Genomic DNA, 25,382 nt, shown 5'->3' with positions numbered 1-25,382 from the left:
TGCTCCTTCCGCATGCCGGCAGCGTTTGCTGAACCCGCCTTCCTCCGGATTCGGAATATGTTTTTACGGGAATCCGGTAACAGTCATTCCACTGCTGTTCTATTTGGACGGTTTAAGAATGACGGTAACGCGTCCCAGGTGGTGCAGTGCGTTTTCTATCTGGTTTTCCAGCTGTGAGGCGATCTGGTGGCATTTCCTAATAGTCAGGGCGGCATCCACGGAACATACGCAGATCAAGGTCGGGAAATTGTCCTCCCTAGTCAGGTCCAGCTTGAGAACCTTGCGGATGTTCCCGTGCTGCTGGAGAATGAGATTTACCTTCAGGCATACTTCCTCCGGAGAAACCTGTTCCGTAATGGCGTTTGTTTCCATGTCGCGGCAATCCGGTTCAATGCGGCAAATTACTTTCTCCGGCTTGAGCTCATGCAGAACGGAATTCCTGAAAGCCTCCACCACCTGGTAACCGCGTTCCAGAGGCCAATCCGCAGGAATTTCCACATCCATGAAATAACAGGGGGCATGTTTGCCGTGGCTTGCATAAAAACCGTGAATGCGGACGTGGTGGCGCAAGGCCAGCCGGTGGATAATCATATCCGGTTCCATATGGGAAGGATTCCCCCGCGCCGGTTCGATATGAACGATGACATCCGCTTCCGGCAATTCATGCTTTACAATGTTTTCAATGGATTCCGCCACGTCATGGGCGTCGTCCACGTGCAGTTCCGCAGGCGCTTCTACGTCCAGCTCTACGAAGATGCGCGCGCCGCCGTCGCGCAGGCGGATGCGTTTGACCGGATAATCCGGGGCATTCTTTTTCATGGCGTCCAGCACCTGCTGCGTCAGGGAGGAAGAACCTCCGTCCATCAGGGCGTGAATGGAGCGTTTGGCAAGGCCGAAAGCCACGGAACAAACCAGAGCCGCAACAAACAGGGCCGCAATGGCGTCCGCCTTCTCCAGCAGGCCGTGCCAAGCTGATTCTGCGGGAATCAGATGAGACAGCCATATGCAGAAAAGACCCAGGAGCACGACTGCGGAAGACCAGATGTCCGTGGTGAAATGAAGTGCATCCGCTTCCAGGGCCTGGCTCTTGTGCTTTTTGGCTACCCGGCGGAGCATGGCGGAACGGTTCACGTCCACCAGCAGGGAAACGGCCACGACGGCAAAAGCCCACCAGGTGAGGGTAATCTCCGTCTCGTTGTAAAACAGCCGGTCCACGGCCTCCCAGACAATCCAGGCGCAAGTGACTAAAAGGAGGGCTGTTTCAGCCAGGGCGGACAGATTCTCCACCTTCTCGTGCCCGTAGGGGTGGCTTTCATCCGCAGGGCGGGACGCCACTTTTACGGCGTAAAAAGTCATGGCCGCCGCCATCAGGTCCAACCCGCTGTGCAGCGCCTCGGAAATAATGCCGAGGCTGCCGGTTACAATGCCGGCCCAGAGTTTGATGACCGTCAAAAAGGCGGACCACAGGACGGAGGAAAGGGCCGCATGTGATTTTTCCTGGTGCGCTGCTTGTTCCATAAGACAGGGGAAAAGAAAGAAGAGCACATCTAAGCCCGCCTCCCTTTCTTAGTCAATGATAACAGAGGCGGCGTTAAAACTTAGGCTCTGACCCATGACGGAATCACCCCCTTCATCATCGGGGCAGGACGGCATAATAAGAGCCTGCTGCGCGGATATATTTTTTTATTTCCACTATTAAAAAAATAGCAGTTATTATTTTAAATAATCAAAATATATTAAAAATTCATTGAAGGCAGAAGGAGATAGTTCTGAAAGCAGCCGGTCGCCGTGACCTAAAAAAGTATTGCCAATGCTGGGGAATACGTTATTTTGCGTGTGTTGAGAGTGACTGCCAAGCGGTAGCCGGAGCTCCTGAGAGCACGCGGCATGTTCCCCGGCAGAGTATCCGGTACCTGTAGCGTATTTACGGATGGCCGCACCCTGATTCCCTTCCTGCGTGGTATTTGCAAATGACAATGTGTTGCCCGGGTTGAAGAACAGTTCCACTTGTTAGTTTTTCTCTTTTCACCTACACTTACTATTATTCCCAATTCTATGTCAGGACATAATAAATGGTCTAAGATCAAGTACGTTAAGGCTAAGGAAGATGCCAAGAAGGGTAAGGTTTTTGCCCGCTTTGCCCATGAAATCATGCTGGCTGCCAAGAGCGGCGGCGGAGATCCTGATCTGAATCCGCGCCTGCGCGCCGCCATTGACGGGGCCAAGGCCGTGTCCACCCCCAAGGAAAATATCGAACGCGCCATCAAGAAGGGCACCGGGGAACTGGGGGGAGCTACTATCCAGGAGATTACTTATGAAGGCTACGGCCCCTCTGGTACGGCTTTCCTGATTGAAGTGGCAACGGACAACACGAACCGTTCCGCTTCCGAGCTGCGCACCCTGTTCACCAAAAACGGAGGCAGCATCGGCACCCCCGGTTCCGTGGCTTACCAGTTTGAACGCAAGGGAGAGGCCCGCATTATGGCGGAAGGCCTTACGGAGGATTCCGCAATGGATCTGGCGCTGGAATGCGGCGCGGATGATGTGGAACAGGGTGATTCCGACAATGAATGGGTGTTTGTTACGAGCCCAACGGAGTTGAATAACGTGTGCGCCGCCCTGCGGGAAGCCGGACATACGGTGATTTCCATGAAGCTGATTTCCGTGGCGCAGAATGCTTCCGTGATTAATGATCTGGAAACGGCGAAAGCCGCCCTGCGCCTGTATGAAGCGCTGGACGACTATGATGACGCGCTGAATGTCTTCTCCAATTTCGATGTGGCGGAAGAAATCCTTGAGCAGCTTGATTAACGCTGTTGTCTTTCAGAAGACGCCTGTTGTTGCAGTTCAATTTTCTTTTCCATGTCTGATACCCCCCCAGATTTGACTCCGGAACAGGTTTCTCCGGAGCCGGCGCCTAAAAAACGCATTGTCCGCAAAGCCAGGTCTGCGGCGGAAGCTCCGGCAAAGTCCCAATCCGTTGCGGAAGCGCCCGGGACGGAACAGGATTCTTCCCCGGCGCCCCGCAAGCGGGCGGTAAGGAAGAAGGCCGCTGAATTGGCGGATGGCGGGGTGGAAAGTGTTGATGTGCCAAGGAAGAAGACTGCCCGTAAAAACAGTGCTGAAATCCCGGTGGAAGAGGCGCAGGATGTCCCTGCCAGGCCCCGGCGCGGACGCCCGCGCAAGAAGCCTGTGGAGGATATCCCGGAAACTGACGGTTCTCCGGTCGTCTCCGGGACGGAGGCCCCCGTCAAACCGGTGCGCAGGCGTGCTGTCAAGGCTGTTGCGCCGGAGAAAGGCGCTTCGGCAGGCCCCGAGGCGGAAATGGCCGCCCATGTAGCTCCTGCCGAGCCGGCTTCCGATTCTTCCGATTCTGTTCCGGAGCAGCCCGCGGAAGGCAGACCGAAGGTTATTCGCCAGAGATTTGTGAGGAAACCAAGGGAACAGGAGCTGGAGGCGGATGCTTCCGCTCCGTCCATCAAGGTGGTGCAGGAAGGTGCGGCGGATTTTTCCGAAGATGCCGCCCGGGAACCGCGCCGGACGAATGAGCCTCAAAGGCAGCGTTTTGACAGGCAGAACCGCCGGAATAACAACGACCGTTTCAACAAAAACCGGAATAACCGCCAGGATGGCCGCAATGGCAGAAACGGCAATGACCGGGTTAAAAACCGCTGGAATAATAATCACCAGGAGGGCGGAACCCCTCAGAACAGCGCCCCCCGTGAGCTGGCTCCGCCGGAACCGGTGGACGGGCTGCTGGAAATTACGAATAAGGGGTTCGGCTTTTTAAGGAAGCCGGATAATGATTTTGACGCTTTTGCGGAAGCCGTCTATGTGCCGCAGGATATGATCCGCAAGTTCGGTTTGCGCCCTGCCGTGTGGGTGCATGGGCAGGCCTGCCGCCATGACCGCGGCATTCTTCTGACGGAAATTGCCTCCGTTAACGGGGTCGCTCCGGAAAAGGCGCGCAAAAACCCGCACTTTGAAGAACTCAAGGCGGTCAATCCTAACAAGCGCATTTCCTTTGAAACCCGGCCGGAGCGCTATACCACCCGCACATTGGATCTGATTGCTCCAATCGGGCGCGGCCAGCGCGGTCTGATTGTTTCTCCGCCCCGCGCAGGGAAGACGACGCTGCTCCAGCACATGGCGGAAGCCATTCTGGAGAATTACAGGGATTCCATTCACCTGATGGTGCTTCTGGTGGACGAACGTCCGGAAGAAGTGACGGAGTTCAAACGTTCCCTCCCCGGAGCCGAAGTGTACGCCTCTTCCAATGATGGAAGGGTGCGCGATCACTGCCGCATGGCGGAACTTTGCATTGAACGCGCCAAGCGGCTTGTAGAGGCGGGACAGCATGTCTTCCTGCTGATGGATTCCATTACGCGCCTGGCCCGCGCCTACAATAACGCTGACAAGGGAAGCGGCCGCACGATGTCCGGCGGTATTGACGCCCGCGCTCTGGAAATGCCCCGGCGCCTTTTTGCCGCCGCCCGCAATACGCGCCAGGCCGGTTCCCTGACGATTATTGCCACCGCCCTGGTGGAAACCAACAGCCGCATGGATGACCTGATTTTCCAGGAATTCAAGGGGACGGGCAATATGGAACTGGTGCTGAACCGCCGCATTGCGGAGCAATATATCTTCCCGGCCGTGGATATTCTGAAATCGGGAACGCGGAGGGAAGAGTTGATTATGCCGGAAGCATGGCTGTACAAGATGAACCTGATCCGCCGCGCTTTAGCCGGGCATAAACCTGTAGAAGCCATGGAGCGTTTCCTGTTCTTCCTGAACAAGTACCCCAGCAATGCCCAGATGCTGCTGGATTTGAAACAGAAAGCGTAAGCTTCCCAAATGACGCGGAGCTTTGGGAGGCTTGCGGAATTCCGTTCGGAAAAGCGGGAAGCATGGTCTTTCCCGATTGAATCAGGCGTGTCTTCAAACGCCCTTTTTGCTGTCCCAGATGGCGATGTGCAGACGGTCTGAAAAACGAAGACTGTAGCGGAGGCACCATTCCACCGCCTGCGCACGCATGGCGTCCAATTCATCCCGTGTGGAGGCCAGGGGCATGATCAGAATTCGTTCCGGGGGGATGCCTGTTTCGGAAGCCTGCCGCAGAACGGCTCTGACATCGTCCTCACACGCCACGACGAATTTGAACCAGGCTTTTTCCGTACCCGCCAGACGGCGCAGGATATCCGGTTTCCACGTTTTAACGGCATTATTGCCTGAATGGGGCAGTTTGGGAGACACGTTGAATTGCGTGACGCGTTTCAGCAGCGCCGTATCCGGCATAATGGTTCCGTTGGTTTCCATCTCCACGGCATGCTCCGGCAGCAGGCGCAGCAGGGCGGGAAGCGCTTTTTGCTGAATAAGCGGTTCCCCTCCGGTCAGGACCAGGCGGCGGCAGGGATAATGGAGCACCAGCTTTGCCGCTTTTTCAGGCGTGAGCCGCACTACGGGAGCCGTTCCGTTCCAGGAATACGCTGTGTCACACCAGGAACAGGCCAGATTGCAGCCCGCCAGGCGCAGGAAAACGCAGGGTGTTCCCTGGGAGACTCCTTCCCCCTGGATGGAATGAAAAATTTCCGGTTGTCCGTGAATCTGGGCCAGTGTGAGCATGATCGGGCTGGCCTGAGACTATCATATCCCCGTCTCCCGTCAACGGCTCTCTGCAGGAAGGCGAGGGCTTCTTTTTTCTCCGCGCATTTTATTTTCCGGCGCGCGTTCAACTGTTGCTGCTGCGGAAGGCCGCACCCGTGAACAGGAGCAGGATGAATCCCGCGACGGAGGCTGCGCCCGTGAACAGCTTTTGAAAGGAGGCATGGTCTTTTTCCTTCTTTGCCAGCTTGTTCACTTCTTCCCTGGAGGCTTTCCGCATGGCCGCGCGGGCTTCGTCATAGGCCCGGGATGCCTGTTCTTCTTTTTCACGGGCCTGTTGCAGAGTTTTCCGCACGTCTCTGGACAGTTCCCTGTATTCGGCCGCAGCCAGCAAGTCTTCGTCGCCCGGTTCCGGGACGGCAGGTTCGTCCCAGCCATCGTCCGTCAGAACCTTGTTTTTCTGTTCGGTGAGTTTTTCCTCCGCTTTCTGCATCAGGCGTTCCTGTTTGCCTGATTTCTCTTCCAGAGTTTCCAGCGCAGCATCTGCGGCCCTCATTTTTTCCTTAGCAGCTGCGGTTTTCTGGCGGATAAGGTTCATTTGTGCCTGAAGTTCAGAGATATTCCCCTTCTGGGGGGCAGTCCCGGACAATTTTTTCCTGCTTTTGGCCTCTTCCCGTTTTTGGGCCAGTTCGCGTTCCGCCTGTTCCAGTTCCGTCTGAATGCTCCTCTGCTGGTCGGTCAGCCTGTCAAGCTGGTTTCTCATTCCTTCCCTCTTCCGGAGCAGCTCCTCCCTGGCGGATCTGGCGCTTTCCCTTTGCCTTTTCATGCGGCGGCGCAGCCGGTCAATTTTCTGGTCGTGTTCCTTCACTTCTTCCTGCTGGTCCGCCACGCTTTTCTGGTAGGCGGCCTCCTGGATTTCCTGATGCTGCTGCCTTTTTTGTTCGAGATAAGCTTGCTGGAATTTTTCTATGTCTTCTTCCGCCGCCCGGGAGGCTTCCTGGGCAGCATCCAGTTTTTTTCGGGATTGGATAACGGCTTTTTCCAATATTGCGGCCTTCTGTTCCAGGGCAGTTTTTTGGGCGGCCAGTTCCTTTCCTTCCGGGGAAATGCGGTGTTGATAATACCAGACGGAAAATCCGGCGGTTAACAGGGTCAGGAGAAGCAGTACGTAACGCATGAACATGTTCCGGCGATTCGGATAACGGTATAAAAATGGGTGAGCCCTGTCAATGTGGCATCAATAAGAATTGCCCGCTTCCCTCCGGAGATGGAGGAAGCGGGCTGTCTGGAAAGCAGGTTTCCGGAAACGCGTTTTTCCCTGTTAAAGATTCAGGGAGAACGCGGAGATAGCATCTATCTCTTTCGCGATTTTATCCAGCAGCTCATCGGAAACCGGCTGGTTCGTCTTGATCACGGTCAGGGCCTCCCTGGTGGCGTGGTCGGCCGGGGCGGCGATGTTGTCAATGTTGATTCCATGGGAAGACAGGGCGGAGCCGATGCGAGCGATAACACCCGGACGGTCCTTGTAGCGCAGGCATAATGTCGTGCCGCGCAGGTCCGCGTACAATCCGTTGAAATTGTTCAGGCGGGAGATCATGGGGATGCCTTCCGTCACCACGCCGCGCACGCTGGTGTGGAAATATTCCTCTTCCTCTTCCATGGCCACGTCCAGCGTGATGGAATCTTCATAAGGTTTGTCGTCTTTGGGTTCCCGCGCTTTGAAAACGATGCCGTGCTCCCGCAGGGATTCTTCCGCGGCGGCAGGCATGAGCCCTTTTTCCGCATGCGGCAGAAGGCCTTCCAGAATGGGGGCCGTAAACCATTTGCGGAAAATGCGCAGGTTGCCGTAAAAGGTGCATTCCACGCGGCGGATTGGCTTGTTGCCGCCGGCCTTGCGCGCCAGGGAGGCGAGCAGAAACGCCAGTTGAAGATGGGCCGGATTGAGGCCGCTGGGGGATTCCCCGTTCACCACGCAGGAGGTGTCGCCGTCGGAAAAGTAGGCGATCATCTGCTCCGCGGCGCGTTTGGCCGCTTTCGTATTGGCCTCCCGGGTGTTGGCTCCCAGGTGGGGAAGAATCAGGTCCGCAATGGGGGCGGAAGGCTTCTCTCCGGGCGCGTCCTTGGGGTGGACGTCCGTCAGGTAGCCGATGTTTTTGCCTGCGGCCTTGGCGGCGGCCAGCGCCTCTTCATCCACCACGCCGTAGCGGGAGCAGTTGATGAGCACTGCGCCGTCTTTCATTTTGCCGATGAGTTCCGCGTTCACCATGTGGTGGGTGGAGGGACCGCCCGGAACGTGCAGGGTAATAATGTCGCACTGGGAGAAGATGTCTTCAATGCTGGTGGGGGTGACGCCGATGTTCAGGGCGCGCTGGCGTGCCAGAAAGTGGTCGTAGCCCAGCAGAATGGGTTCAAATCCCTGAAGGCGCTTGACGAGGTTGCGGCCGATGTTGCCCAGGCCGATGATGCCCACCGTCTTTTTGGTCAGCTCGCTGCCCATGTATTTTTTCTTTTCCCACAGGCCTTCCCGGGTGGTGGCGTCCGCCTGGACGATGTGGCGGTAGTAGGCCAGAATCATGGCCATGACCTCTTCCGCCACGGCATTGGAATTGGCTCCGGGGGTATTCATGACATCCACGTTTTTTTTACGGGCGTACACAATGTCGATGTTGTCGTAACCGGCTCCGGCGCGGACGACCAGCTTCAGGGAAGGAAGGGCGTCCATGATTTCCGGAGTGACTTTTTCGCTGCGGACGATCAGAGCCACGGCATCCGGATGGGCGGCTACCTGTTTTTCCAGAGGCGTATCAGCGTCCTGGATGACTTCATAGCCGGCCGTTTTAAGCGTGTTGGCCGCTACGTCGGAGAGTTTGGTGGGAATAAGGACCTTGTTCATGTTGGTGCGGTGAAAGAGATTATTGTTCAATGGTATGGATGAAAAGACCACTGCGAAGCTTGGGTTCAAACCAGGTGGATTTGGGAGGCATGATTTCCCCGGCGTCCGCTACGCGGAAAAGGTCGGCCATGGTGACGGGGTACAGGGAGAAGGCGAGCGCCATTTCTCCGGAACAGCGGCGTTCCAGTTCTCCCAGGCCGCGGATTCCTCCTACGAAGTCGATGCGGTCGCTTGTGCGCGGATCATCAATGCCCAGAATGGGAGCCAGCATATTCGACTGGAGAATGGCGCAGTCCAGGCTTTCGATAGGATGGTCGGACGGGAAGGTTCCCGGTTTGGCCGTGACGGAATACCAGCGTCCATTCAGGTACATGCCGAATTCGTGTTTGGCGCGGGGGGCATAGCCTTCTCCGGGAATGGCATCCACAGGATTTACGTCAAAGGAGGCACGGAGTTTTTCCATGAATTCCTCTTCAGTCAGGCCGTTCAGGTCGCGCACGACGCGGTTGTAGTCCATGATGAAAAGGTCTTCATCACAGAAGACGACAGCCATCAGGTAATTGAATTCTTCCTGCCCCGTGTAGTCCGGGTGTTCCTGGCGGCGTCTGGCGGAAACGGCGGCGCTGGAAGCCGTGCGGTGGTGCCCGTCCGCAATGTAAAGGGCGTCCACTTCTTCAAAGCTTTTGCGGATGTCTTCCACCGTGCCGGGTTCGGAAACGGGCCACAGGATATGGGTAACGCCGTCCTCCGTGGTAAAATCATATTCGGGTTTGTGGAATTTAATCCATTCCCGGATGATGGCGGAAAGACCCTCATGTTTGCGGTAGGCCAGGAATACCGGTTCCGTCTGAGCGGAACAGGCGTCAAAGTGCTCGATCCGGTCAAGTTCCTTTTCCCTGCGGGTCAGTTCGTGCTTTTTAATGGCGCCGCTGGCGTATTCATCCACGGAGGCGCAGCCGACGATGCCCGTCTGTACGCGCCCCCACATGATTTGGCGGTAGATGTAGAAAGACGGCCGTTCATCCCGGAGGAGGTAACCTTCGCGGACGAACCTTTCCAGGTTTTCCCTGGCTTTGGCGTAGGTTTCCGGGGCATGAATGGCGGCTTCGCCCGTGTCGATGTCGGAACGGCAGATATGGAGGAAGGAGGCGTCGTTTCCGGCGGCCATTTCCTTGGCCTCCCGGTGGTTCATGACATCATAGGGGAGGGAGGAGACCCGCGCGGCCAGTTCCCGGGGAGGGCGCAGGGCGGGGAAGGGATGGAGAATGGACATGGTAGGAGAAGTTCGGAAAGTCAGTAATGGGGAGGATGATATAGCGCACGAATGCTGCAAACAAGCCCGGCTAAAATGCATGCCGCAATGAACAGCAGCAAATAACGTGAAATGGAATCCTGAAAGAACCGGTTGCCCCGGAAAGCTCCTGCCTGATTGAAGGCTTGGACGATGCTGAATGCCGCCGGGATGCGGAAGAGACCAAAGATGAACAAGCTCTGGGATGTTCGCGAAGTCTCCTGTTCCCGGCGATGGTTCCGTTTATGTTCCGGCGGAGGCGTTCTTCCCTCTTTTCCGGACGGAGCCGGAAAAGAGGGAGGGATACTCGCTTATTTGAGTTTCAGGATATCTACGATGTTGGATGTGATGGAGCGCATGTCATCCATCGTCAGCTCACCCATGTGGGCAATGCGGAACGTTTTGTTCTTCAAGTCCCCGTAACCGTTGCCGAGCTGCATGCCGCGTTCGATCAGGGCGTTGTTCAGGGCGGCGATGTCGATGTCCCTCGTGTTGCTGATCACCGTCAGGGTGCGGGAAAGGTGGTCCCGGTTGGCGAAGACGCTGAAATATTCATCCGCCCAGGAGCGCACGAATTCCGCCATGGCTTCATGACGCGCGAAGCGGTTTTCCACGCCTTCCTGCATGATGCGCTGGAGCTGGAGGTCCATGGCGTACATGATGGAGACGCAGGGGGTGTTCGTGTACTGGTAGTCCTTCTTCTGGATGGTGTCGTAAATGGAACGCAGGTCAAAGTAACAGCCGCGGTGGGGAACGGAGGCGGTACGTTCGTACGCTTTTTGGGACAGCGTGCAGACAGCCATGCCGGGGGGCAGGGCAAGCGCCTTCTGGGTGGAAGTTACCAGTACGTCCACGCCCAGCTTGTCCGTTTCAATCCGGGAGCCGGCGGCGGAACTCACGGCATCCATGCACCACACGACATCCGGGTATTTTTTAAGCACTTCCGCAATTTCCTCCACCGGGTTCTGGATGCCGGTGGACGTCTCATTGTGCGTGATGCAAATGGTGTCGTATTTGCCGGTGGAGAGGGCGGCGTCCACCATTTCCGGGGTGGTGGGCTGCCCCAGTTCGCTCTTGAAAATATCGGAGGGAACGCCGTTGCCCGTGGCGATCTTGTACCATTTGTCGCCGAAGGCGCCCACGGAAAAAATGGCGGCGCGTTTGGCGGTGCAGGAACGCACGGCGCCTTCCATCAGGCCCGTCCCGGAGGAAGTGGAAAGCAGAATTTCCTGTTCCGTCAGCAGGATGCGGCGCAGATTGTTGGAAATGCGGCGCTGCAGGGCGGAGGCCGCTTTGGATCGGTGCCCCATCATCGGGCCGCTCATGGCGGCAAGTACTTCAGGTGCTACTTCAGTGGGTCCGGGAATGAATAATTTGGTTGCCATTTGTTTTTAAGAACTGGGTACGCATACTATAAGCGTCTCCAAACGGTTTGACTATGAATTTTTGTTGAGTCTTGCCGGGAAAATCCGCAGCAGCAGCGGAGAAAGTAAAGAGGGGATATCTGTATGGGGCGGCCCGGATGGCCAGTCGGGAGTGATGCGGGCAGCATGCGGCGCATCGCATGTTCCCTCATTCCTGGCGGCATGGTTCCTTCGTTGATTCTTTTCAACCGGATTTTCTGGCAGGGAACCGGGATGGAGCGGTACGGTGAACCTGCGCTGAAACGGTTTTCACGTCCTGTCGGCGAGACGGCTTTTTCCCGTTCGGAAAGGGAAGGCGGGGGTCCTGCTCCCTTTCCTCAGAAGGAGTGTTTTGGAGTTTAGAAGCTGATCAGCTTGACCAGCCAGTAGCCTCCGAAGAAAAGCCAGATATACAGGAAGCCTGCAAGCAGGAAAGGCCGCGCTCCGGCTTTCTTAAACTTCTCAAAGCTGGATTCCGCGCCTAGGGCCGTCATCGCCATGGTCAGCAGGAATGTGTCCAGGGCGTTGATGGCGTCTACAAGTCCGGCAGGCAGCAGGTGCAGGGAATTGAAGCCAATGACGGCGAGAAACAGGAAGGCGAACCAGGGAATGGTAATGTTCCGTTTTTCCCCGTTTGCGCCGGAAGAGGAGTCCCTCCGGGACAGGACAATGCTCAGGACGACCAGCACCGGGGCCAGCATCATCACCCGGATCATCTTGACGATAATGGCCGGATCGGAAATAGCCTGCCCCATGGCGTTGCCGGCGCCCACCACATGCGCCACTTCATGAAGGGTGGCTCCGGTAAAAAGCCCCATTTGTTCCGGCGTCAGATCCAGTATTCCGGCCCGGTGCAGGGCTGGATACAGAAACATGGAGAGTGTGCCGAAGATGACCACGGTGGAAACGGCCACAGCGGCTTTGTAAGGTTTGCTTTTGACGACGGGCTCCGCTCCCAGGACGGCCGCTGCCCCGCAAATGGAACTGCCGATGGAAGTCAGCAGGGCCGTGTCCCTGTCCATTTTCAGCAGGCGTCCCAGCCCGGCTCCCAGAAGAATGGTGAGAGTGACCACAATAAGGTCGAGCGCCAGGGCGGAGCCGCCGATGTCGATGACGCTTTGAAAAGTCAGTTTGAACCCGTACAGGACAATGCCCGTTCTCAGAACCTGCTTGGTGCAGAACTGAATGCCGGGAACCCATGTTTCCGGAAGGTGGTTGCGCAGACTGTTGGCGTAAAGCATCCCCAGCACGATGCCGACGATCAGCGGGCTGAGGGAAAGATGCTTCACCCATTCAAAGTCCGCAATGTAAAACGCGGAAAAGGAAAACAGAACAATAAGCAGGATGCCGTGGAGGGGATTGGCTAGATGTTTGGGAGACATGATCGGTGAGTGATGGTTGTGTCCGCCCGTGGTACCTGGCCGGGAGCGTACCGGGGCGGCTGTTGAATGATATACGATTCAATTATCATTAAATCTAATTAAAAAATATTATAGCCAATTAGATTTTGTTATAGTAATGGCGGCAGAACTTGATGAACAGTTCATTGATTCTGCTATGGTCTCCATGTCCTGAGACGAAGTGGAAGGTGCGGCGGATTTCCAGGTGGCGAAGATGTATTTTCTTCAAATTCCCGCGTTTGAATTCTCCCCGGGCGGCAAGGGAAGAAAGAAAAGAGCACGCCGTAGAATGCTCCAGGTACATTTTAATGCTTTCCGTATTGCCCAGCGTCATCAGAATATGGAGGTCGGAAACGGAGATTCCGTGTTTTTTCAACGCCTCCTCCACCACCCGGCGCGTGCCGGACCCCGGTTCACGCATAATCAGGGGAACATGGGAGAGCTGCGTGAGGGAAAGCCCTTCACTGGGCACAGCGGCCTGCATGCCGCCCGCCAGAATAATCTCGTCCTCCATAAATGGCTGGTAATGCAGGTCCGCGCGCGTTGCCGTGCCCTCCACAATGCCAAGCTGCACGGATTCGTCCTGAACGGCCTGTTCTATTTCTTCCGTATTGCCGCTTTTCAGCCATATGCGTATTTCCGGGTAATGGCGGTTGAACAGGGCCAGCAGCGGAGGCAGCACATACTGGGACATGGTGGAGCTGGCTCCCAGGCTCAATTCTCCGGAAACAGGGGCATCCCGGCCAAAGGATATTTCTTCCGCCAGCGTTTCATATTCCTTAAGGATGCGGCGGGAATGGGCCAGCAGGCGCGCCCCTTCCGCCGTCAGGGCAATCCCCCGTCCCTCCCTTTTGAACAGACGGGCGTCCAGCAGGCGTTCCAGTTCCTTGATATGCCGGGTGACGGCCGGCTGCGTGATGAACAATTCTTCCGCCGCGCGGGTAAAATTCAGGCGCCGTGCGACGGTTTCAAACACTTTCAGCCGGAAATCCGTAATCATGGAGAGAAAATAATATTCAACCATGTCTCCAGGGGGGACGGCAAGCTCCTTTCCTCCGTATGATAGTGTGCGGCGCTGGACAGGGCGCTAAAGCGCGAGGCCCGTGACTGCCCGTAATAGGCCGGAGCCGTACATCCTCTGAACGACCGCGGGCGGAAAAGAGTCCAACGTTTATATGAAACTGCATTCCATGATTATTGCCGGCGGAGCCGGCCTTTTGTTATTGGGGGCCTGTTCCCCTTCTTCCTATCAAACCACATTTCCGGAACCGGCCTATGTGAAGGTTTCCACCAACAACGGAGCTTATGCCCCTTATCCGGACAACCCTGTCGGCCAGCAGGAACTGGTGTACTGGTATAATTCCCTTGCCGCGCCGATGACGGTGGTTGCGGAGGTGCCGCCCGCTCCCATCGCCGCGCAAGGCCCGGGTCCGGTTGTTCTTGATTCCAGCGATTTCTCCGCGAAATTGTACCACGACAGAACGGAAATCAAGAAGAAGGATAAAGACGGCAACTGGGTTACCAGCGTGCGCCCCACCACCCCCGCAGACCAGCGCATGAGGAATTATGTGATGGCTTCCAAAAAAGCCCGTTAGATTTTTCCTCCGTTGGCGAAAGACCTTTCCGGCCTGCTTTCCTCTCCGGAGGAAGCGGGCCCGGCTTGTTTACGGACAGACTTTTCTTCCCATTCTTCCGGGGAAATGGGACGCCGGCGGATAATTTTTCCCGGCCAGGGCAAATAGGCGTCCGTGTAAAAGGTGGAACCGCAGCCCCGGCATTCCAGCATGATTCCCGTATCCGGCTTGCTTTGTTCTTCCGGAGTTTGCTGGGTGGAGTGAAGCCCGGCGTTTCCGCAGTGCGGGCAGCGGATGGGAAGGGGGACGGTGTGTTGGACAATCAGCGTTGCCGCGTAAGCGAGCGCCCAGGCAATATAACCCGCCCAGAAAGGCCATTCCGGATGAAACAGCCAGACTGCCGCGACAAGGAGAGCGGAGCACAAGGCATACAGAAAGCTTCGCTTCTGCCTTCCGGCAAGAAGATGGAAACAATAAACCGTATTCCGCATGGAAGGGGGAAGGGGTGAATTTACAGGTCATCCAGCGTCCATTCGTCCTTCCATTCCAGTTTGATCTGGTCTCCGTCAAACTGGATGGGAAGCCACATGTAGCGGCCGTCAATGGCGTTTTTGGGCCGCCAGATGTCCGCCATGAAGATGAATTTGCCGGGTTTGCCCTGCACGGGCAGGATGAAGGCGCTCTGGCCGCCGAACGTGATGCCGGCCCTGGGCCCCACGCAGGGATTTTTCAGTTCCGTCCATGGGCCGGCGATGTTTCTGGCCACGGCGCTGCGGGCGGCGTTGGGAGCCCAGCCCGTGCATCCGGAGGCGATGAAATAATATTTGCCCTTGTGTTTGAAGATGGCGGGAGCTTCCATGAAGCGTCCGGGAAATACCCGGACGAATTTTCCCGTATGCCCCGTGTAGTCCGGCGTCAGCTCCGCAATGTGGGTGGTGCTGTTTTCTTCGGAAGAATAGATGTGGTAGGCTTTGCCGTCGTCGTCCACAAAGATGGTCATGTCCCGGCTCATCTGTCCTTTTTCAAAGTCCTTCTTGAACATATCCTCGGAACGTACGCCTTCGGGCAGCGCGCTGGAAGTCAGGCCGGGGACTCCCTTGAACGTCTCCATGGTTTGGTTCTTTTGATCCATGTTCAGGGGCCATTTGCCCGGATTGACGCGCCCGGCCTTCAGGAACTTGAATGGCCCCGTGGGTGTTGCGGCCGTTGCCACCCCGGCGTAAGCGGAACCGTATCCTTTCCCCTTGAGTTCCAGATGGAACCACATCACATACTTTCCAGTCTTCCTGTTGTAAACCACTTTGGGGCGTTCCAGGATGCAGCCCCTGGCGATGGGGTGGGTATTGTCCCCCTCCGCCACCTTCAGGGCGATTCCTTCGTCCTTCCAGTTATAGAGGTCTTTGGAGGAATAGCAGTGAACCCCCACCTGGGCATAGTTTCCCGCGTCCCCCTCCACCTTGTGCTCTCCATACCAGTAATAGGTGCCTTTGTCGTACAGGATGCCGCCGCCGTGGGCGTTGATGTGCGCGCCGTTGTTGTCCGTCCAGATTTCCCCGGGCCTGAAGGAGGTGTGTTTAACCGGAGTTTCTGCGGTGGATACGGAAGACGCGCTGCAAAACAGGCAGAGCGCCAGAAGCGATTTCATGGTGTTTGTCATGGCCGGGATAGTGTGGAAACAGAGGCTGGAAGCGGTTCCGGTTGTCCGTACAGCCTGTCCCAGGCGCGGGAAAGAGCGTACAGGGCATATCCGGTGCCGTAGAATTTATGGTAATTGTACAGGGGGTAGTCCCACCACGCCCCGTCTGTTCCCTGGCGGGTGAGGATATCGTTGGCCAATAGGGACGCGTGCCGTTTTGCCTGGTTTGGAGCCAGCATGCCCAGGCACATTCCCGAATAATAGTATCCGTAATAGAAAAAATAGCCGGAATTCTGGGCGAAACTCTCGTGGGGAGTGGGTTTGTGCAGGGCCATCGTCAGCCATCCCCTGCGGCTCCACAGGCGGTCCAGGCCGTCCACAAGCTGGCGCAGGGAGATGCCCTCCGGTTCCCAGAGCCTGATGGCGTAATCGCAGGCGGGCGTGCGGGCCAGGCTGCCGGTATGGCGGTTGATGGGCCTGCCGGGATAGAAGGAATGGGAAAGGGAATAAACGTAGGTCCCCGCGGGCGTTCTCTGGGATTTAAGAAATTTCAGCGCGCGGGCGAATATTTTGTCGTCAAGGGAAAGGCCGAATGATTTTCCTGCCATCCAGGCGGAGATGAGGACGGTTCCCGTCAGAAAAGAGGTGGGCTGGGCCGCGGGGCGTTTGCTGAAGCCGGAATAAGTGAGGTAGCCCCAGCCCCCCATGGCGGAAGCCAGATCATTGAGTTTTTTCACCTGGGAGCGGGCGCATTCCTTCAATTCCCGGTAGCGCAGGCTGTCCGGGGCCAGTCTTGCGGCCCTCATGCTCATGGCGTCCAGCACATAGGTATGCGCCCAGGTGTTGTAGACGCACAGGGCGTCGCCGCGTTTCAGATGGGGCATTGTGCGGATGAGGTAGTCTTCCGCACGGGTCATGGCTTCCTGCACGGCGGGTTCATGATGCAGGGGGCTGGCGTTGAGCCCTGCAATGCACAGGGCGGTGCTGGCCGTTTTGAAAGTGAGCGGCCCGTCCGGGTAGGGGCAGAGGATGTTCCAGGTGCCGATTACCCGGTGGTCGCCCCAGGAGCCGTCCTTATTTTGCGTTTTCAGCAGGAAATCCACGCCGCGGCGGAATGCCCTGTCAAATTGTCCGGGTTTCGCGGGGGGGATATCCGGGGTCTTGGCAATCGGAATGACATCCGCCTTTTCCTCCGGCGCGGATTCCCCCTGCGCTGCGGAAAGATGCAGGCACAAGGCGGCGAAAAAACTGGTCGTCAGCAGGCGGAACATGGGTCATGAAGTTGTTGCAGTATCGGAGGGATACAGGGATTCCCTGACGCGGGAGACGGCATACAGGGCGTATCCGGTGCCGTAGAATTGATGGTAGTTGTACAGGGGGTAGTCCCACCAGGACCCGTCTTTTTCCTGCATGGGCAGGAGGTCGCTTGCCAGATGGGCCGCATGACGCGCCAGATGTTCCGGCGCCACTTCCTCCAGGCAGCGGGCGGCGTAATAATACCCGTAATAGAAGAAATAGCCTGCGTTCTGGGCAAAGCTTTCATGGGGAATGGGTTTCTTGACGGCCAGAGAAAGCCAGCCGCCGCGGCTCCAGATGCGTTCCAGGCCGTCTTCCAGCTGCCTCCTGGAAATAAAGGACGGGTCATACCGCATCAGGGCCAGATCCCCGGCGGGGGTTCGGGCCAGGCTGCCGGTGTGGCGGTTGATGGGCCTGCCGGGATAGAAGGAATGGGAAAGGGAATAAACGTAGCTGCCGGCGGGCGTCCTCAGCTTTTCCAGACAGGCGACGGCGCGTTTGACGACGCGGTTTTCCGGCTTGAGGCCGAAGGCCAGTTCCGCGTCCTTGTAGGCGAGCAGGACGGTGGCCGTCAGGAAGGACGTGGGTTCCCCAATGGGGCGTTTGGAAAAAGTTTTAAATGTGTAATAGCCCCAGCCGCCCTGGACGTCCGCCATCTGGTCCAGCGCGTTGATTTGAAGGGAGGCTGTCTTTTTGAGTTCTTCGCGCAGAGGGGCATCCGCGGGAAGGTTTAGCGCCGCCCGGCTCAGGGCGGAAAGGCCGTAGGCGTGGCCCCATACGCCAAGCACGGTACGGGTGTCTCCCCGTTTCAGGGTGGGCAGCGTGGTCAGCAGGTATTGCACCGCTTTGTCCAGGGCTGCCTTGACGGCGGGGTCTTCTTTCAGGGGGCTGGTCAGGAGGCCGATGACGCACAGGGAGGTGGAAGCCGCTCTGAACGACCTGGGGCCTTCCGGATAGGGGCAGAGAACGTTCAGGCCCTTGGTGCGCGTATGGTTTCCCCAGGAACCATCCCTGTTCTGTTCCTTCAACAGAAAGTCAGCCGCCTTCCGGATAGAAGCGTCCAGCGTTTCCCGGGAGGGAGGCGGAACGTCCGGAACCCTGGCAATGGGAATGGTATCTTTTTTTTCCGTTTTTTTCGCCGGGACAGGAGCGCAGAGCGCCGTACTGGCTCCAAGAGCGGCAAGGAAAAGGACGGCTTTATTCATGAGTATCCGTTAAGAGAAATCAGGTCTGCTGGTCCTTGATGGTCACCTGGACGGGAAGTCCGGGCGCGAAAATCTGGCTGGCGGGAACCTTGGGCGTGATGATAATGCGGCGCTTGCCGTCTGCTCCCGGAATGGGGCTGGCTTCCGTAATAATGCCGGGAATCTGCATGTTCGTTATTTTGATGACGACGGGTTCCCCCACCTTGGGCGTAGCGGTGGAGTCCGGAAGAGTGGCCTGGACAATCAGTTCCGAATCCGGCGGAACTATGGTGGCGATTTTGTCAAAGGCTTCCAGTTTGCCGCCGGGTTTCAGCTTTTCCGCCACCGGGATGGCCACCCATTTGTCCGCCACATATCCGCCGTACAGCAGGATGCCGTTTTCCGGAGCCTTGAAAGAGGCCATTTCCCGGTCCGCTTTCAGTTCATTGTACTTGTCCTGAAGGCGCCGCAGGGACACTTCCGCCTCCGTCAGGGCTATTTTTTTCTGTTCCAGGTCAACATCCGCCTGCTTCCGGGCCTGTTCCAGATCCATCTGCTTTTCCCTGACCGCCGTCGCGTAGTCTTCCCCCAGGCGGTGGATATTGCGCAGTTTGGCCAGCTCCGCAATGAGCCTGGCCCCCTGAACGGCGAATTCGCTTTCCCCAAGTTCATTTTTCAGGCGCTTCAGAATAATCTCTTCCGTTTCCTCCGCCACCTGGTCGTCCTTGTACATCTTGGTAAGCTGGTTCAGTTCTTCCTGCTTGTAGGACATGTGGCGCAGGGCCTTGTTGACGCGTTCTTCTTCTTCCGCCAGCATGCGGGCCTTCCGTTTTTCCAGGAAATCCTTTTGATCCTCTTCCGTCCGGGCCAGGGCCGTCTGGTATTTTTGCAGGGCCAGGGCGGAACGTTCCTTCTGCTGGTCCAGGGCGTACCGGAGCTTCAGCACTTCCAGGTTTTTGCTCTTAATGGCGCGTTCATAATCCTCAATGCTCCTGTCCAGTATGCGGAAGTCCGCCTGGGCTACGGATTCCCCTTTCTTGACGGAGCTTCCCTGCGGCATGATGCCGAGCAGGAAAATGTTCGAGCTTCCCTGGGGGGAGAAGGAAATGGATTTGGTATTTTTTTTGGGAAGAAGGATGCCCGGGGCAATGGAATCCGCCAGGGAGGGAATTCCCATGAACAGGGCGGCCAGAAATCCGGCCATGGTGAGGGAGGTGCGGTTCATAAAAATAAAATGGAATCAGGACTGATGAGCGGAGAAGGGGACGAAGCGGCCCTTCTTTCCAAGAATAACGGTGTGAAAAGCGGTTTTCTTTCCTTTATGTGAGGCAGGAACGGCTTCCGTGCTTACTTCGAACCCCGCTTTTTGCAGTGTCCGGGAAAGCCGGGCGTCCGGGCGCGCTACCGTGATGACCAGCAGGCCGCCCTGCTTGAGCGCGGCAAAATAGTCGGAAGCCTCGGCGACGCTCAGATTCATGCGCTCGTGCGTGGAATGGGACAGAATGGCGTGGAAGCTCTTCGGATTCTTGCGTGCGATCTGGAGCGCCGGGGCAAATTCCACGCTGACGCGGGGATCGTGCAGGAAGCCGGGCCGTTCCTGGTCCATCAGTTCCTTGTGCCAGTCGAGGAGCGGTTTGCAGGGTTCCGCCACGATGAAGCGGGCTTTTTCCCTGCGGATCTGATCCATCAGGGCAAACAGGGTGAATCCCAGGCCAAGGCCATCGAGAAGGAAGGAAGGCTGGTTGGCCCTTTTGACCGGCGCCGCCGCCATGGCCGCCGCCGCTTCATTGCTTCCGTGGGAAAAACTGGACGCCGTTTGTACGCCGTCGCGCAGAAGAAAATGGAAACCATCCCGTTCCCATAGGTCGAGAACGGAGCCGTCGGGCAGCGTGGAGGAAGCTAGTTTGGTAATGGGTTTCATATGAAATAATGCCGGATACACAGCGTAGGAAAGAACGCTTTTCAGGGCAAGTCTGGACAGCGTGTTTGAGATGGAATACGCTTCAAATTAAAAAAAATTGCGCGGAATTCAGGTTTTGCGCATTCTTTTTCTTGATTTACGGGCTGAAATAAGCGAGAGCTATCGTTCAGCACAGTTATTTTTCCGATATGAGTAATCCACCTCCCCCCCCCATTCCGGGCGGTACTCCGCCTCCGCCCAGCATTCCGACTCCGCCGGCCGCTCCTGCCGTGCCCAAGGCGCCCGCCGCTCCCGCTGTTCCGCCGGTAGCCGTCGCGCCGGCCCCTGCGCCTGCTGCTCCGCCCGCCGCTGCTGCGCCCACCATTCCCCTTCGTCCCGCCGGCCTCGGCGGAGGCATCAAGCTTGGCGGCGGTTTGAAGACGGTTGCCCTCGGTTCCGCCACGGCGCCCGTGGCTCCCGTGGTTCCGCCTGCTGGCGCTGCGCCCGCCGCTGTCGCTCCTACCGTTCCCCTGACTCCTCCCGGAGCAGGCATGGCGACGGCCCAGCTTCCGCAGGCCACCATCGGGCTGAAGACCGCACCCGCTGCCGCCCCGGTTTCTTCCACCTCCTTTACGGCCAGGAAGTTTCAGGAAGATACGGAAGCGGCTCCCAGTACGCTGCTGAATGTCCTTTCCTTTGTAGCCCTTGCCTTTGCGCTTATTTTCGTCGGTTATCAATATGCTACGGATACCCTGGAAGCCCGCAGCATGACCGGCTGGCTGGGCGGGGACTCCAAGCCTGCCCCCGCGGCGGCGGCCGATGAAGAGATGGAGGATGACGATTCTTCCGAAACTTCTGCCGACGAGCCTTCCGATGATGGCGCCGATGCGGAAGAATAAGTGAACGTAATAACTGTTGAAATACTCTAAGCGGTACTATGGCAAACGTATTTTCCGAAGCAAATTTTGAGGATGAAGTTCTGAAGTCCGACATTCCTGTGCTTGTCGATTTCTGGGCTACATGGTGCGGTCCCTGCCGCATGATCGCCCCGATTATCGACCAGCTTTCTACGGAATTGGCAGGCAAGATCAAGGTGGGCAAAGTGGATGTGGACGCCAACAACGGACTGGCTGCCACCTATGGCGTGCGCACTATTCCTACCCTTCTGATCATCAAGGACGGGGAAATCATGGATACGATGGTGGGCGCCTCTTCCAAGGATGCCATCATGCAGCGTTTGCGTCCGTTCATGTAAATACTGGACCGGGGTTGATTTATTCAGGCCGGCCTGTTGCGGAATTCACTGCGGCAGGCCGGTTTTTTTACCGGGAAGGATTATGGGAATAAGGCAAATTGGGGCAAAGGGAAAGAAGGGATAGTTTGCCGGAGGAAGGTTCATTTTTTCTTGGCAGAACCATCATGGGAGAATAACATGATCAGCGTAGATTCCGTGCAGCGGGATCATTCTCCGCCTTCTTTGCCGTTATGCGACTTATCTCTTCCATTCTGCCTTTCCTTTCAGTCTGCTGCTTTCTTCCCTCCGCCTGGGGCGCGGGCGACATGGCGCCGGATTTGAAGTCTGGCGCGTTCTGGAAGCTGCCTCAGCCGGATTTGTTCGGAAAATATTTTAACGGAGAGTCCGGCGGCTGGGTGGACAAAGGCAAGACCCAGCTCCGGATTGCGAAGCCCTCCATCAAGATAGGGGACATGTCCCTGGGGGAAATGCTGGTGAACTGGAAGGAAGGAGCCCCCCAGTCAATGACGATCATGATGTACAACAAAGGGGACAACGGGGCTATTGGCAAGGATGAATTTGACAAACGCCTGGAGCTCATCAAGGAATCCCTGACGGCTCTTACCGGAATTCAGCCCAGGGAGTACCGGGCCTCCCGCAAGGAGGCGGTGGTCAAGGTCAACGGCTGGTCCTGGATTTGGGATAACGGGGCCATTACCCTGGAAATCAATACATCGCGGGAGGGCAGGGAATTTGAAGCGGAATTTATCCGGATGAAGGCCGGTCCCACGGAAGATTCCATCGCAAGGAGCGATGCTTCTTCCCGGGCCAGAAAGGCGGATATCAAACAGCACGTCAGGAAAGAAGGAAAGCGGGTGGTGATTCAGGATATTCCCATGGTGGACCAGGGCCAGAAAGGTTATTGCGTGGTGGCTACGGCCGCCCGCATTTTTGCCTATTATGGAATGGATTATGTGGATCAGCATGAACTGGCTTCCCTGGCCAATACCTCTGCGGGCGGAGGCACTAATACGGCGGCAATGGCGGAAAACCTGAAAAAAATCGGGACCCGCTTCCAGATACGGATTAAAGTGCTGGATTCCCTGGCGAATTCCCGTGATTTCAAGAATCTGTTGAAAGCCTATAACCGCGCCGCCTCCAAGCTGAAAAAAGAGAAGGTGGAAAATGAACATGACTGGTCCGGCTTCTGGGACAATGCGGACGGGGAAGTCCTGAAGCTGGCGCGCGCGGGGTCACCGTCCCAGGTGGACAGGTGGCTCAATACCATTAAACCCTATATCATGGCGGGCATCCCCGTGTTCTGGTCCGTACAGCTTGGCATTGTTCCGGAACCGCTGCGTTTGTCCCAGACGCGCGGAGGCCATTTGAGGCTGATCACCGGTTTTGACGAGGAAAAGAAAACGCTTATCTTTTCAGATTCCTGGGGGGCTGCCCACACGGAAAAGGAAATGCCGCTGGCGGATGCCATCGCCATTACGACGGGGCGGCAGGTCATGCAGCCTTCCAAGTAACAGAGTGCGGCGTATTTCTCCTTCTCTGCCGGAAGATACGGAATATTCTCTCTGTGGTAGAGCAATTCTTCTGGCATGGGCAGGGCGCTGTATTATACTTGCGCCATGATGAACAGAACATTGGTGAAACATGTCCTGGCCAGCGAGGCGGAAATGCCGGACGTCCTGATTCAGGGATGGGTGCGTACGCGCCGTGATTCCAGGGCTTTTTCCTTTTTGGAGGTAAATGACGGTTCCTCCGTCGCCTCTCTCCAGGTGGTGGCGGATGCAGGCATTCCCGGCTATGAACGGATTGGGGAAATGGCTACGGGGTCTGCCGTGAGCATCCGCGGCGCTCTGGTTGCCGGGCAGGGGAGGCAGCGGTGGGAATTGCGCGCCGCCTCCCTGGAGCTGGTGGGGGCTGTTCCGGATTCCTATCCCCTGCAGAAAAAAGGGCATACGCCGGAGTTCCTGCGTTCCATCGCTCATTTGCGCCCCCGCACCAACCTGTTTGGAGCCGTGTTCCGCATGCGCAGCAGGCTGGCCTTCGCCATTCACCGCTTTTTCCAGGAAAGGGATTTTTCCTGGGTCAGCACTCCCATCATCACCGCCAGTGACTGTGAGGGAGCCGGAGAAATGTTCCGTGTGACGACGCTGGATGTGGGAGACGCCGCCTCCCGTGACGCCTCCCGGGATTTCTTCGGCAAGGCGGCCTACCTCACGGTAAGCGGCCAGCTGGAAGGGGAAGCGTTCGCATGCGCCCTGAGCAACATTTATACCTTTGGCCCCACATTCCGGGCGGAGAACTCCAACACCACGCGCCATGCGGCGGAATTCTGGATGGTGGAGCCTGAAATGGCTTTCTGCGATCTGTATGGAGACATGGACATGGCGGAAGAGTTTGTCCGTTTTCTCGTCGGGGACGCCTTGGCGAACAGCGCGGAAGAAGTGGAATTCCTGACCCGTTTTGTGGACAAGGGGCTGCGGGAACGCCTGGAGCATGTGAAGGAAACGCCGTTTGTGCGCTGTTCCTATACGGAAGCCGTTGATATCCTGCTCAAGAGCGGCAAAACATTTGATTACCCCGTTTCCTGGGGCATCAATCTGCAGAGCGAGCACGAACGTTTCCTGACGGAGGAACATTTTAAATGCCCCGTCATCGTTTATAACTACCCGAAGGAGATTAAACCCTTCTACATGCGCCTGAACGAAGACGGGAAGACCGTCACCGCCATGGATGTGCTGGTGCCCGGCATCGGTGAGATCGTGGGCGGCAGCCAGCGTGAAGAGCGGCTGGACATTCTGGAGGAAAACATGCGCCGCATGGGCATGAATGCGGAAGCGTACCGCTGGTATGCGGATCTGCGCCGTTACGGCACGGTGCCGCACGCCGGATTCGGGGCCGGGTTTGAACGTCTGCTGATGTTCGTGACCGGAGTGACCAACATCCGCGACGTCCTGCCTTTTGCCCGTACCCCGCGGAACTGCGAGTTCTGACCTTGCCCGGAACACGGATTTTCCCCGTCTGGAAGGGCGTTGCCCGGTTCCGCAGGATAATGTTGCGGTAATGGAGAAGGAAGGAGCGTGCGAACCGGGGCGGCGGCAAAAGAAAACCCCGGCTTTCCTTTGGGAATAAGCCGGGGTGGAATTAACGTGCGGAAAGGGCTACTGTCTCTTTCTTCTCAGCAGCAGGCCGCCCAGTCCCAGAAGGCTCAGCGTGGCCGTTGCGGGTTCCGGAATCATTTCATAGCTGATCACTACCTTGGTGACGTCGTTCTCCGTAACCTGTTCAGCGGTCGCTTGTATTTTCTTGTTGCCGACGAATTGCAGATTACTCAAGTCCAGGTTGATATTGCCTCCCTCTTGGGAAGATTTAAGGGAAGCAAGTTCAATGGTTCCGCTCCCGGAAAGCTTACGCATATCCAATGTGCCGAAGAAGGTGACGGTTCTTCCATTGGTCCAGAAGTTGGCGAGATTCGTGGCAATCCAGGAACCGTGTTCTTCCGCCGTAAAAACGCCGAAGTCCATTGTAAAGTCGCGTTGCAGTCCGAGGGCGTTGCTGGATTCAAACACCAATTGGGCATTCTCTTCCACTTTGAACAGATCAACATTGATATCTCCCGTTCCTGTCCCCGTGGTACAAAGCAGGGTGCTTCCAGACCCTATTCCAACTATGCTGGTTTCCCCGAAATAGGATTGGGCGGGGGACCAGGTGATCGTTCCGGCATTTTCTCCGATGATGGCTTCATCCCGGCTGCTTTGCGGGAAATAGCCGTTCGGCGTGCCATTTACCGTCCAGTTGTTGGCGTCTCCATAAATTCCGTTTCCTGCCGCTCCGCTCCAGACATAGACGGCAGCCTGGGAAAGACCCGCGGAAAGGCAGCATAAGATGCAGAATGTAGATAACTTCATATTCAGCAGATACTTTAGAAAAGAGCACATAACGGATTCTCAATCCG

22 protein-coding genes are annotated in these 25,382 nt (G+C 56.9%); 7 read left to right on the top strand and 15 right to left on the bottom strand.

Features of this window, described 5'->3' with window-relative positions; genetic code table 11:
* Positions 1 to 99: 99 nt before the first annotated feature.
* A complete protein-coding gene (locus B3075_RS02330) occupies positions 100 to 1,518 on the bottom strand; it encodes a cation diffusion facilitator family transporter (RefSeq protein WP_290489481.1) in 1,419 nt (472 codons plus the stop codon).
* A 537-nt stretch (positions 1,519 to 2,055) separates the two neighbouring features.
* Here B3075_RS02330 and B3075_RS02325 point away from each other — a divergent pair.
* Both B3075_RS02325 and rho read left to right on the top strand, forming a co-directional pair.
* Entirely contained in the window at positions 2,056 to 2,811 is a 756-nt protein-coding gene (locus B3075_RS02325; protein ID WP_290489483.1) for a YebC/PmpR family DNA-binding transcriptional regulator, read from the top strand.
* A gap of 51 nt (positions 2,812 to 2,862) precedes the next feature.
* Positions 2,863 to 4,845 (top strand): transcription termination factor Rho, encoded by a 1,983-nt coding sequence (rho, locus tag B3075_RS02320; RefSeq protein WP_290489485.1) that lies wholly within the window; start codon positions 2,863 to 2,865, stop codon positions 4,843 to 4,845.
* Between the two features lie 93 nt (positions 4,846 to 4,938).
* On the opposite strand, the gene B3075_RS02315 is transcribed toward rho, so the two are convergent.
* From B3075_RS02315 to B3075_RS02285, 7 genes are all read right to left on the bottom strand, one after another.
* Positions 4,939 to 5,622, bottom strand: a complete 684-nt coding sequence (locus B3075_RS02315; protein WP_290489486.1) for a 7-carboxy-7-deazaguanine synthase QueE — start codon at positions 5,620 to 5,622, stop codon at positions 4,939 to 4,941.
* Between the two features lie 106 nt (positions 5,623 to 5,728).
* On the bottom strand, positions 5,729 to 6,778 hold the full coding sequence (locus B3075_RS02310; protein WP_290489487.1) for a hypothetical protein: 1,050 nt from the start codon (positions 6,776 to 6,778) through the stop codon (positions 5,729 to 5,731).
* A gap of 144 nt (positions 6,779 to 6,922) precedes the next feature.
* A complete protein-coding gene (locus B3075_RS02305) occupies positions 6,923 to 8,494 on the bottom strand; it encodes a 3-phosphoglycerate dehydrogenase family protein (protein ID WP_290489488.1) in 1,572 nt (523 codons plus the stop codon).
* Positions 8,495 to 8,513: 19 nt separating this feature from the next.
* Positions 8,514 to 9,767: a DUF1015 domain-containing protein gene (locus B3075_RS02300; RefSeq protein WP_290489490.1), complete on the bottom strand. Its 1,254-nt coding sequence runs from the start codon at positions 9,765 to 9,767 to the stop codon at positions 8,514 to 8,516.
* Positions 9,768 to 10,096: 329 nt separating this feature from the next.
* Positions 10,097 to 11,170 (bottom strand): pyridoxal-phosphate-dependent aminotransferase family protein, encoded by a 1,074-nt coding sequence (locus tag B3075_RS02295; RefSeq protein ID WP_290492012.1) that lies wholly within the window; start codon positions 11,168 to 11,170, stop codon positions 10,097 to 10,099.
* Between the two features lie 377 nt (positions 11,171 to 11,547).
* Positions 11,548 to 12,570 carry a YeiH family protein gene (locus B3075_RS02290; protein ID WP_290489493.1) on the bottom strand — a complete coding sequence of 341 codons (1,023 nt, stop codon included), beginning with the start codon at positions 12,568 to 12,570 and terminating at the stop codon, positions 11,548 to 11,550.
* 118 nt (positions 12,571 to 12,688) lie between these two features.
* Complete coding sequence (locus B3075_RS02285) at positions 12,689 to 13,612, bottom strand: LysR substrate-binding domain-containing protein (protein ID WP_290489495.1); 924 nt, start codon at positions 13,610 to 13,612, stop codon at positions 12,689 to 12,691.
* Between the two features lie 151 nt (positions 13,613 to 13,763).
* Between B3075_RS02285 and B3075_RS02280 the strand changes: the two genes are divergently transcribed.
* Positions 13,764 to 14,183 carry a hypothetical protein gene (locus B3075_RS02280; protein WP_290489497.1) on the top strand — a complete coding sequence of 140 codons (420 nt, stop codon included), beginning with the start codon at positions 13,764 to 13,766 and terminating at the stop codon, positions 14,181 to 14,183.
* Here the strand turns inward: B3075_RS02280 and B3075_RS02275 are convergent.
* Genes B3075_RS02275 through B3075_RS02250 form a run of 6 tightly spaced genes read right to left on the bottom strand, consistent with a single transcriptional unit; the run spans position 14,180 to position 20,199 of the window.
* Positions 14,180 to 14,653: a hypothetical protein gene (locus tag B3075_RS02275; protein ID WP_290492011.1), complete on the bottom strand. Its 474-nt coding sequence runs from the start codon at positions 14,651 to 14,653 to the stop codon at positions 14,180 to 14,182. The two genes, B3075_RS02280 and B3075_RS02275, sit on opposite strands and share 4 nt — an antisense overlap.
* 20 nt (positions 14,654 to 14,673) lie before the next feature.
* Positions 14,674 to 15,807, bottom strand: a complete 1,134-nt coding sequence (locus tag B3075_RS02270; RefSeq protein ID WP_290489500.1) for a glycoside hydrolase family 43 protein — start codon at positions 15,805 to 15,807, stop codon at positions 14,674 to 14,676.
* A gap of 8 nt (positions 15,808 to 15,815) precedes the next feature.
* Complete coding sequence (locus B3075_RS02265; RefSeq protein WP_290489501.1) at positions 15,816 to 17,069, bottom strand: prenyltransferase/squalene oxidase repeat-containing protein; 1,254 nt, start codon at positions 17,067 to 17,069, stop codon at positions 15,816 to 15,818.
* Between the two features lie 3 nt (positions 17,070 to 17,072).
* Positions 17,073 to 18,299 (bottom strand): prenyltransferase/squalene oxidase repeat-containing protein, encoded by a 1,227-nt coding sequence (locus tag B3075_RS02260; RefSeq protein ID WP_290489502.1) that lies wholly within the window; start codon positions 18,297 to 18,299, stop codon positions 17,073 to 17,075.
* A gap of 19 nt (positions 18,300 to 18,318) precedes the next feature.
* Positions 18,319 to 19,503, bottom strand: coding sequence for an HlyD family efflux transporter periplasmic adaptor subunit (locus B3075_RS02255; protein WP_290489504.1), 1,185 nt, complete (start codon positions 19,501 to 19,503; stop codon positions 18,319 to 18,321).
* A 15-nt stretch (positions 19,504 to 19,518) separates the two neighbouring features.
* Positions 19,519 to 20,199, bottom strand: a complete 681-nt coding sequence (locus B3075_RS02250) for a hypothetical protein (protein WP_290489505.1) — start codon at positions 20,197 to 20,199, stop codon at positions 19,519 to 19,521.
* Positions 20,200 to 20,387: 188 nt separating this feature from the next.
* Here B3075_RS02250 and B3075_RS02245 point away from each other — a divergent pair, with 188 nt between their 5' ends.
* The 4 genes from B3075_RS02245 (at position 20,388) to asnS (ending at position 24,420) form a co-directional block, all read left to right on the top strand.
* Entirely contained in the window at positions 20,388 to 21,077 is a 690-nt protein-coding gene (locus B3075_RS02245) for a hypothetical protein (protein WP_094136768.1), read from the top strand.
* Positions 21,078 to 21,115: 38 nt separating this feature from the next.
* A complete protein-coding gene (trxA, locus tag B3075_RS02240) occupies positions 21,116 to 21,433 on the top strand; it encodes a thioredoxin (RefSeq protein ID WP_012419743.1) in 318 nt (105 codons plus the stop codon).
* Between the two features lie 230 nt (positions 21,434 to 21,663).
* A complete protein-coding gene (locus tag B3075_RS02235; RefSeq protein WP_290489510.1) occupies positions 21,664 to 22,944 on the top strand; it encodes a C39 family peptidase in 1,281 nt (426 codons plus the stop codon).
* Between the two features lie 108 nt (positions 22,945 to 23,052).
* The gene (gene asnS, locus B3075_RS02230; protein WP_343125171.1) at positions 23,053 to 24,420 is read left to right on the top strand and encodes an asparagine--tRNA ligase; all 1,368 of its coding nucleotides are present in this window, start codon (positions 23,053 to 23,055) and stop codon (positions 24,418 to 24,420) included.
* Positions 24,421 to 24,588: 168 nt separating this feature from the next.
* Here asnS and B3075_RS02225 read toward each other — a convergent pair whose 3' ends face one another.
* Positions 24,589 to 25,335 carry a PEP-CTERM sorting domain-containing protein gene (locus B3075_RS02225; RefSeq protein WP_290489514.1) on the bottom strand — a complete coding sequence of 249 codons (747 nt, stop codon included), beginning with the start codon at positions 25,333 to 25,335 and terminating at the stop codon, positions 24,589 to 24,591.
* Positions 25,336 to 25,382 lie beyond the last annotated feature (47 nt).

Origin of the sequence: Akkermansia sp. UBA7090, assembly GCF_002493465.1 — a bacterium.
In the GTDB taxonomy this organism is placed as follows: Bacteria; Verrucomicrobiota; Verrucomicrobiia; order Verrucomicrobiales; family Akkermansiaceae; genus Akkermansia; species Akkermansia muciniphila_A.
The sequence above is the reverse complement of the archived record's forward strand: the minus strand, read 5'-3'. Positions and strand labels throughout refer to the sequence as shown.

What these genes read in the sequence shown, in the direction of transcription:
- B3075_RS02330 (WP_290489481.1), bottom strand. Translation starts at nt 1,518, where the DNA reads ATGGAACAAGCAGCGCACCAGGAAAAATCACATGCGGCCCTTTCCTCC.
- B3075_RS02325 (WP_290489483.1), top strand. Translation starts at nt 2,056, where the DNA reads ATGTCAGGACATAATAAATGGTCTAAGATCAAGTACGTTAAGGCTAAG.
- rho (WP_290489485.1), top strand. Translation starts at nt 2,863, where the DNA reads ATGTCTGATACCCCCCCAGATTTGACTCCGGAACAGGTTTCTCCGGAG.
- B3075_RS02315 (WP_290489486.1), bottom strand. Translation starts at nt 5,622, where the DNA reads ATGCTCACACTGGCCCAGATTCACGGACAACCGGAAATTTTTCATTCC.
- B3075_RS02310 (WP_290489487.1), bottom strand. Translation starts at nt 6,778, where the DNA reads ATGCGTTACGTACTGCTTCTCCTGACCCTGTTAACCGCCGGATTTTCC.
- B3075_RS02305 (WP_290489488.1), bottom strand. Translation starts at nt 8,494, where the DNA reads ATGAACAAGGTCCTTATTCCCACCAAACTCTCCGACGTAGCGGCCAAC.
- B3075_RS02300 (WP_290489490.1), bottom strand. Translation starts at nt 9,767, where the DNA reads ATGTCCATTCTCCATCCCTTCCCCGCCCTGCGCCCTCCCCGGGAACTG.
- B3075_RS02295 (WP_290492012.1), bottom strand. Translation starts at nt 11,170, where the DNA reads ATGGCAACCAAATTATTCATTCCCGGACCCACTGAAGTAGCACCTGAA.
- B3075_RS02290 (WP_290489493.1), bottom strand. Translation starts at nt 12,570, where the DNA reads ATGTCTCCCAAACATCTAGCCAATCCCCTCCACGGCATCCTGCTTATT.
- B3075_RS02285 (WP_290489495.1), bottom strand. Translation starts at nt 13,612, where the DNA reads ATGGTTGAATATTATTTTCTCTCCATGATTACGGATTTCCGGCTGAAA.
- B3075_RS02280 (WP_290489497.1), top strand. Translation starts at nt 13,764, where the DNA reads ATGAAACTGCATTCCATGATTATTGCCGGCGGAGCCGGCCTTTTGTTA.
- B3075_RS02275 (WP_290492011.1), bottom strand. Translation starts at nt 14,653, where the DNA reads ATGCGGAATACGGTTTATTGTTTCCATCTTCTTGCCGGAAGGCAGAAG.
- B3075_RS02270 (WP_290489500.1), bottom strand. Translation starts at nt 15,807, where the DNA reads ATGAAATCGCTTCTGGCGCTCTGCCTGTTTTGCAGCGCGTCTTCCGTA.
- B3075_RS02265 (WP_290489501.1), bottom strand. Translation starts at nt 17,069, where the DNA reads ATGTTCCGCCTGCTGACGACCAGTTTTTTCGCCGCCTTGTGCCTGCAT.
- B3075_RS02260 (WP_290489502.1), bottom strand. Translation starts at nt 18,299, where the DNA reads ATGAATAAAGCCGTCCTTTTCCTTGCCGCTCTTGGAGCCAGTACGGCG.
- B3075_RS02255 (WP_290489504.1), bottom strand. Translation starts at nt 19,503, where the DNA reads ATGAACCGCACCTCCCTCACCATGGCCGGATTTCTGGCCGCCCTGTTC.
- B3075_RS02250 (WP_290489505.1), bottom strand. Translation starts at nt 20,199, where the DNA reads ATGAAACCCATTACCAAACTAGCTTCCTCCACGCTGCCCGACGGCTCC.
- B3075_RS02245 (WP_094136768.1), top strand. Translation starts at nt 20,388, where the DNA reads ATGAGTAATCCACCTCCCCCCCCCATTCCGGGCGGTACTCCGCCTCCG.
- trxA (WP_012419743.1), top strand. Translation starts at nt 21,116, where the DNA reads ATGGCAAACGTATTTTCCGAAGCAAATTTTGAGGATGAAGTTCTGAAG.
- B3075_RS02235 (WP_290489510.1), top strand. Translation starts at nt 21,664, where the DNA reads ATGCGACTTATCTCTTCCATTCTGCCTTTCCTTTCAGTCTGCTGCTTT.
- asnS (WP_343125171.1), top strand. Translation starts at nt 23,053, where the DNA reads ATGAACAGAACATTGGTGAAACATGTCCTGGCCAGCGAGGCGGAAATG.
- B3075_RS02225 (WP_290489514.1), bottom strand. Translation starts at nt 25,335, where the DNA reads ATGAAGTTATCTACATTCTGCATCTTATGCTGCCTTTCCGCGGGTCTT.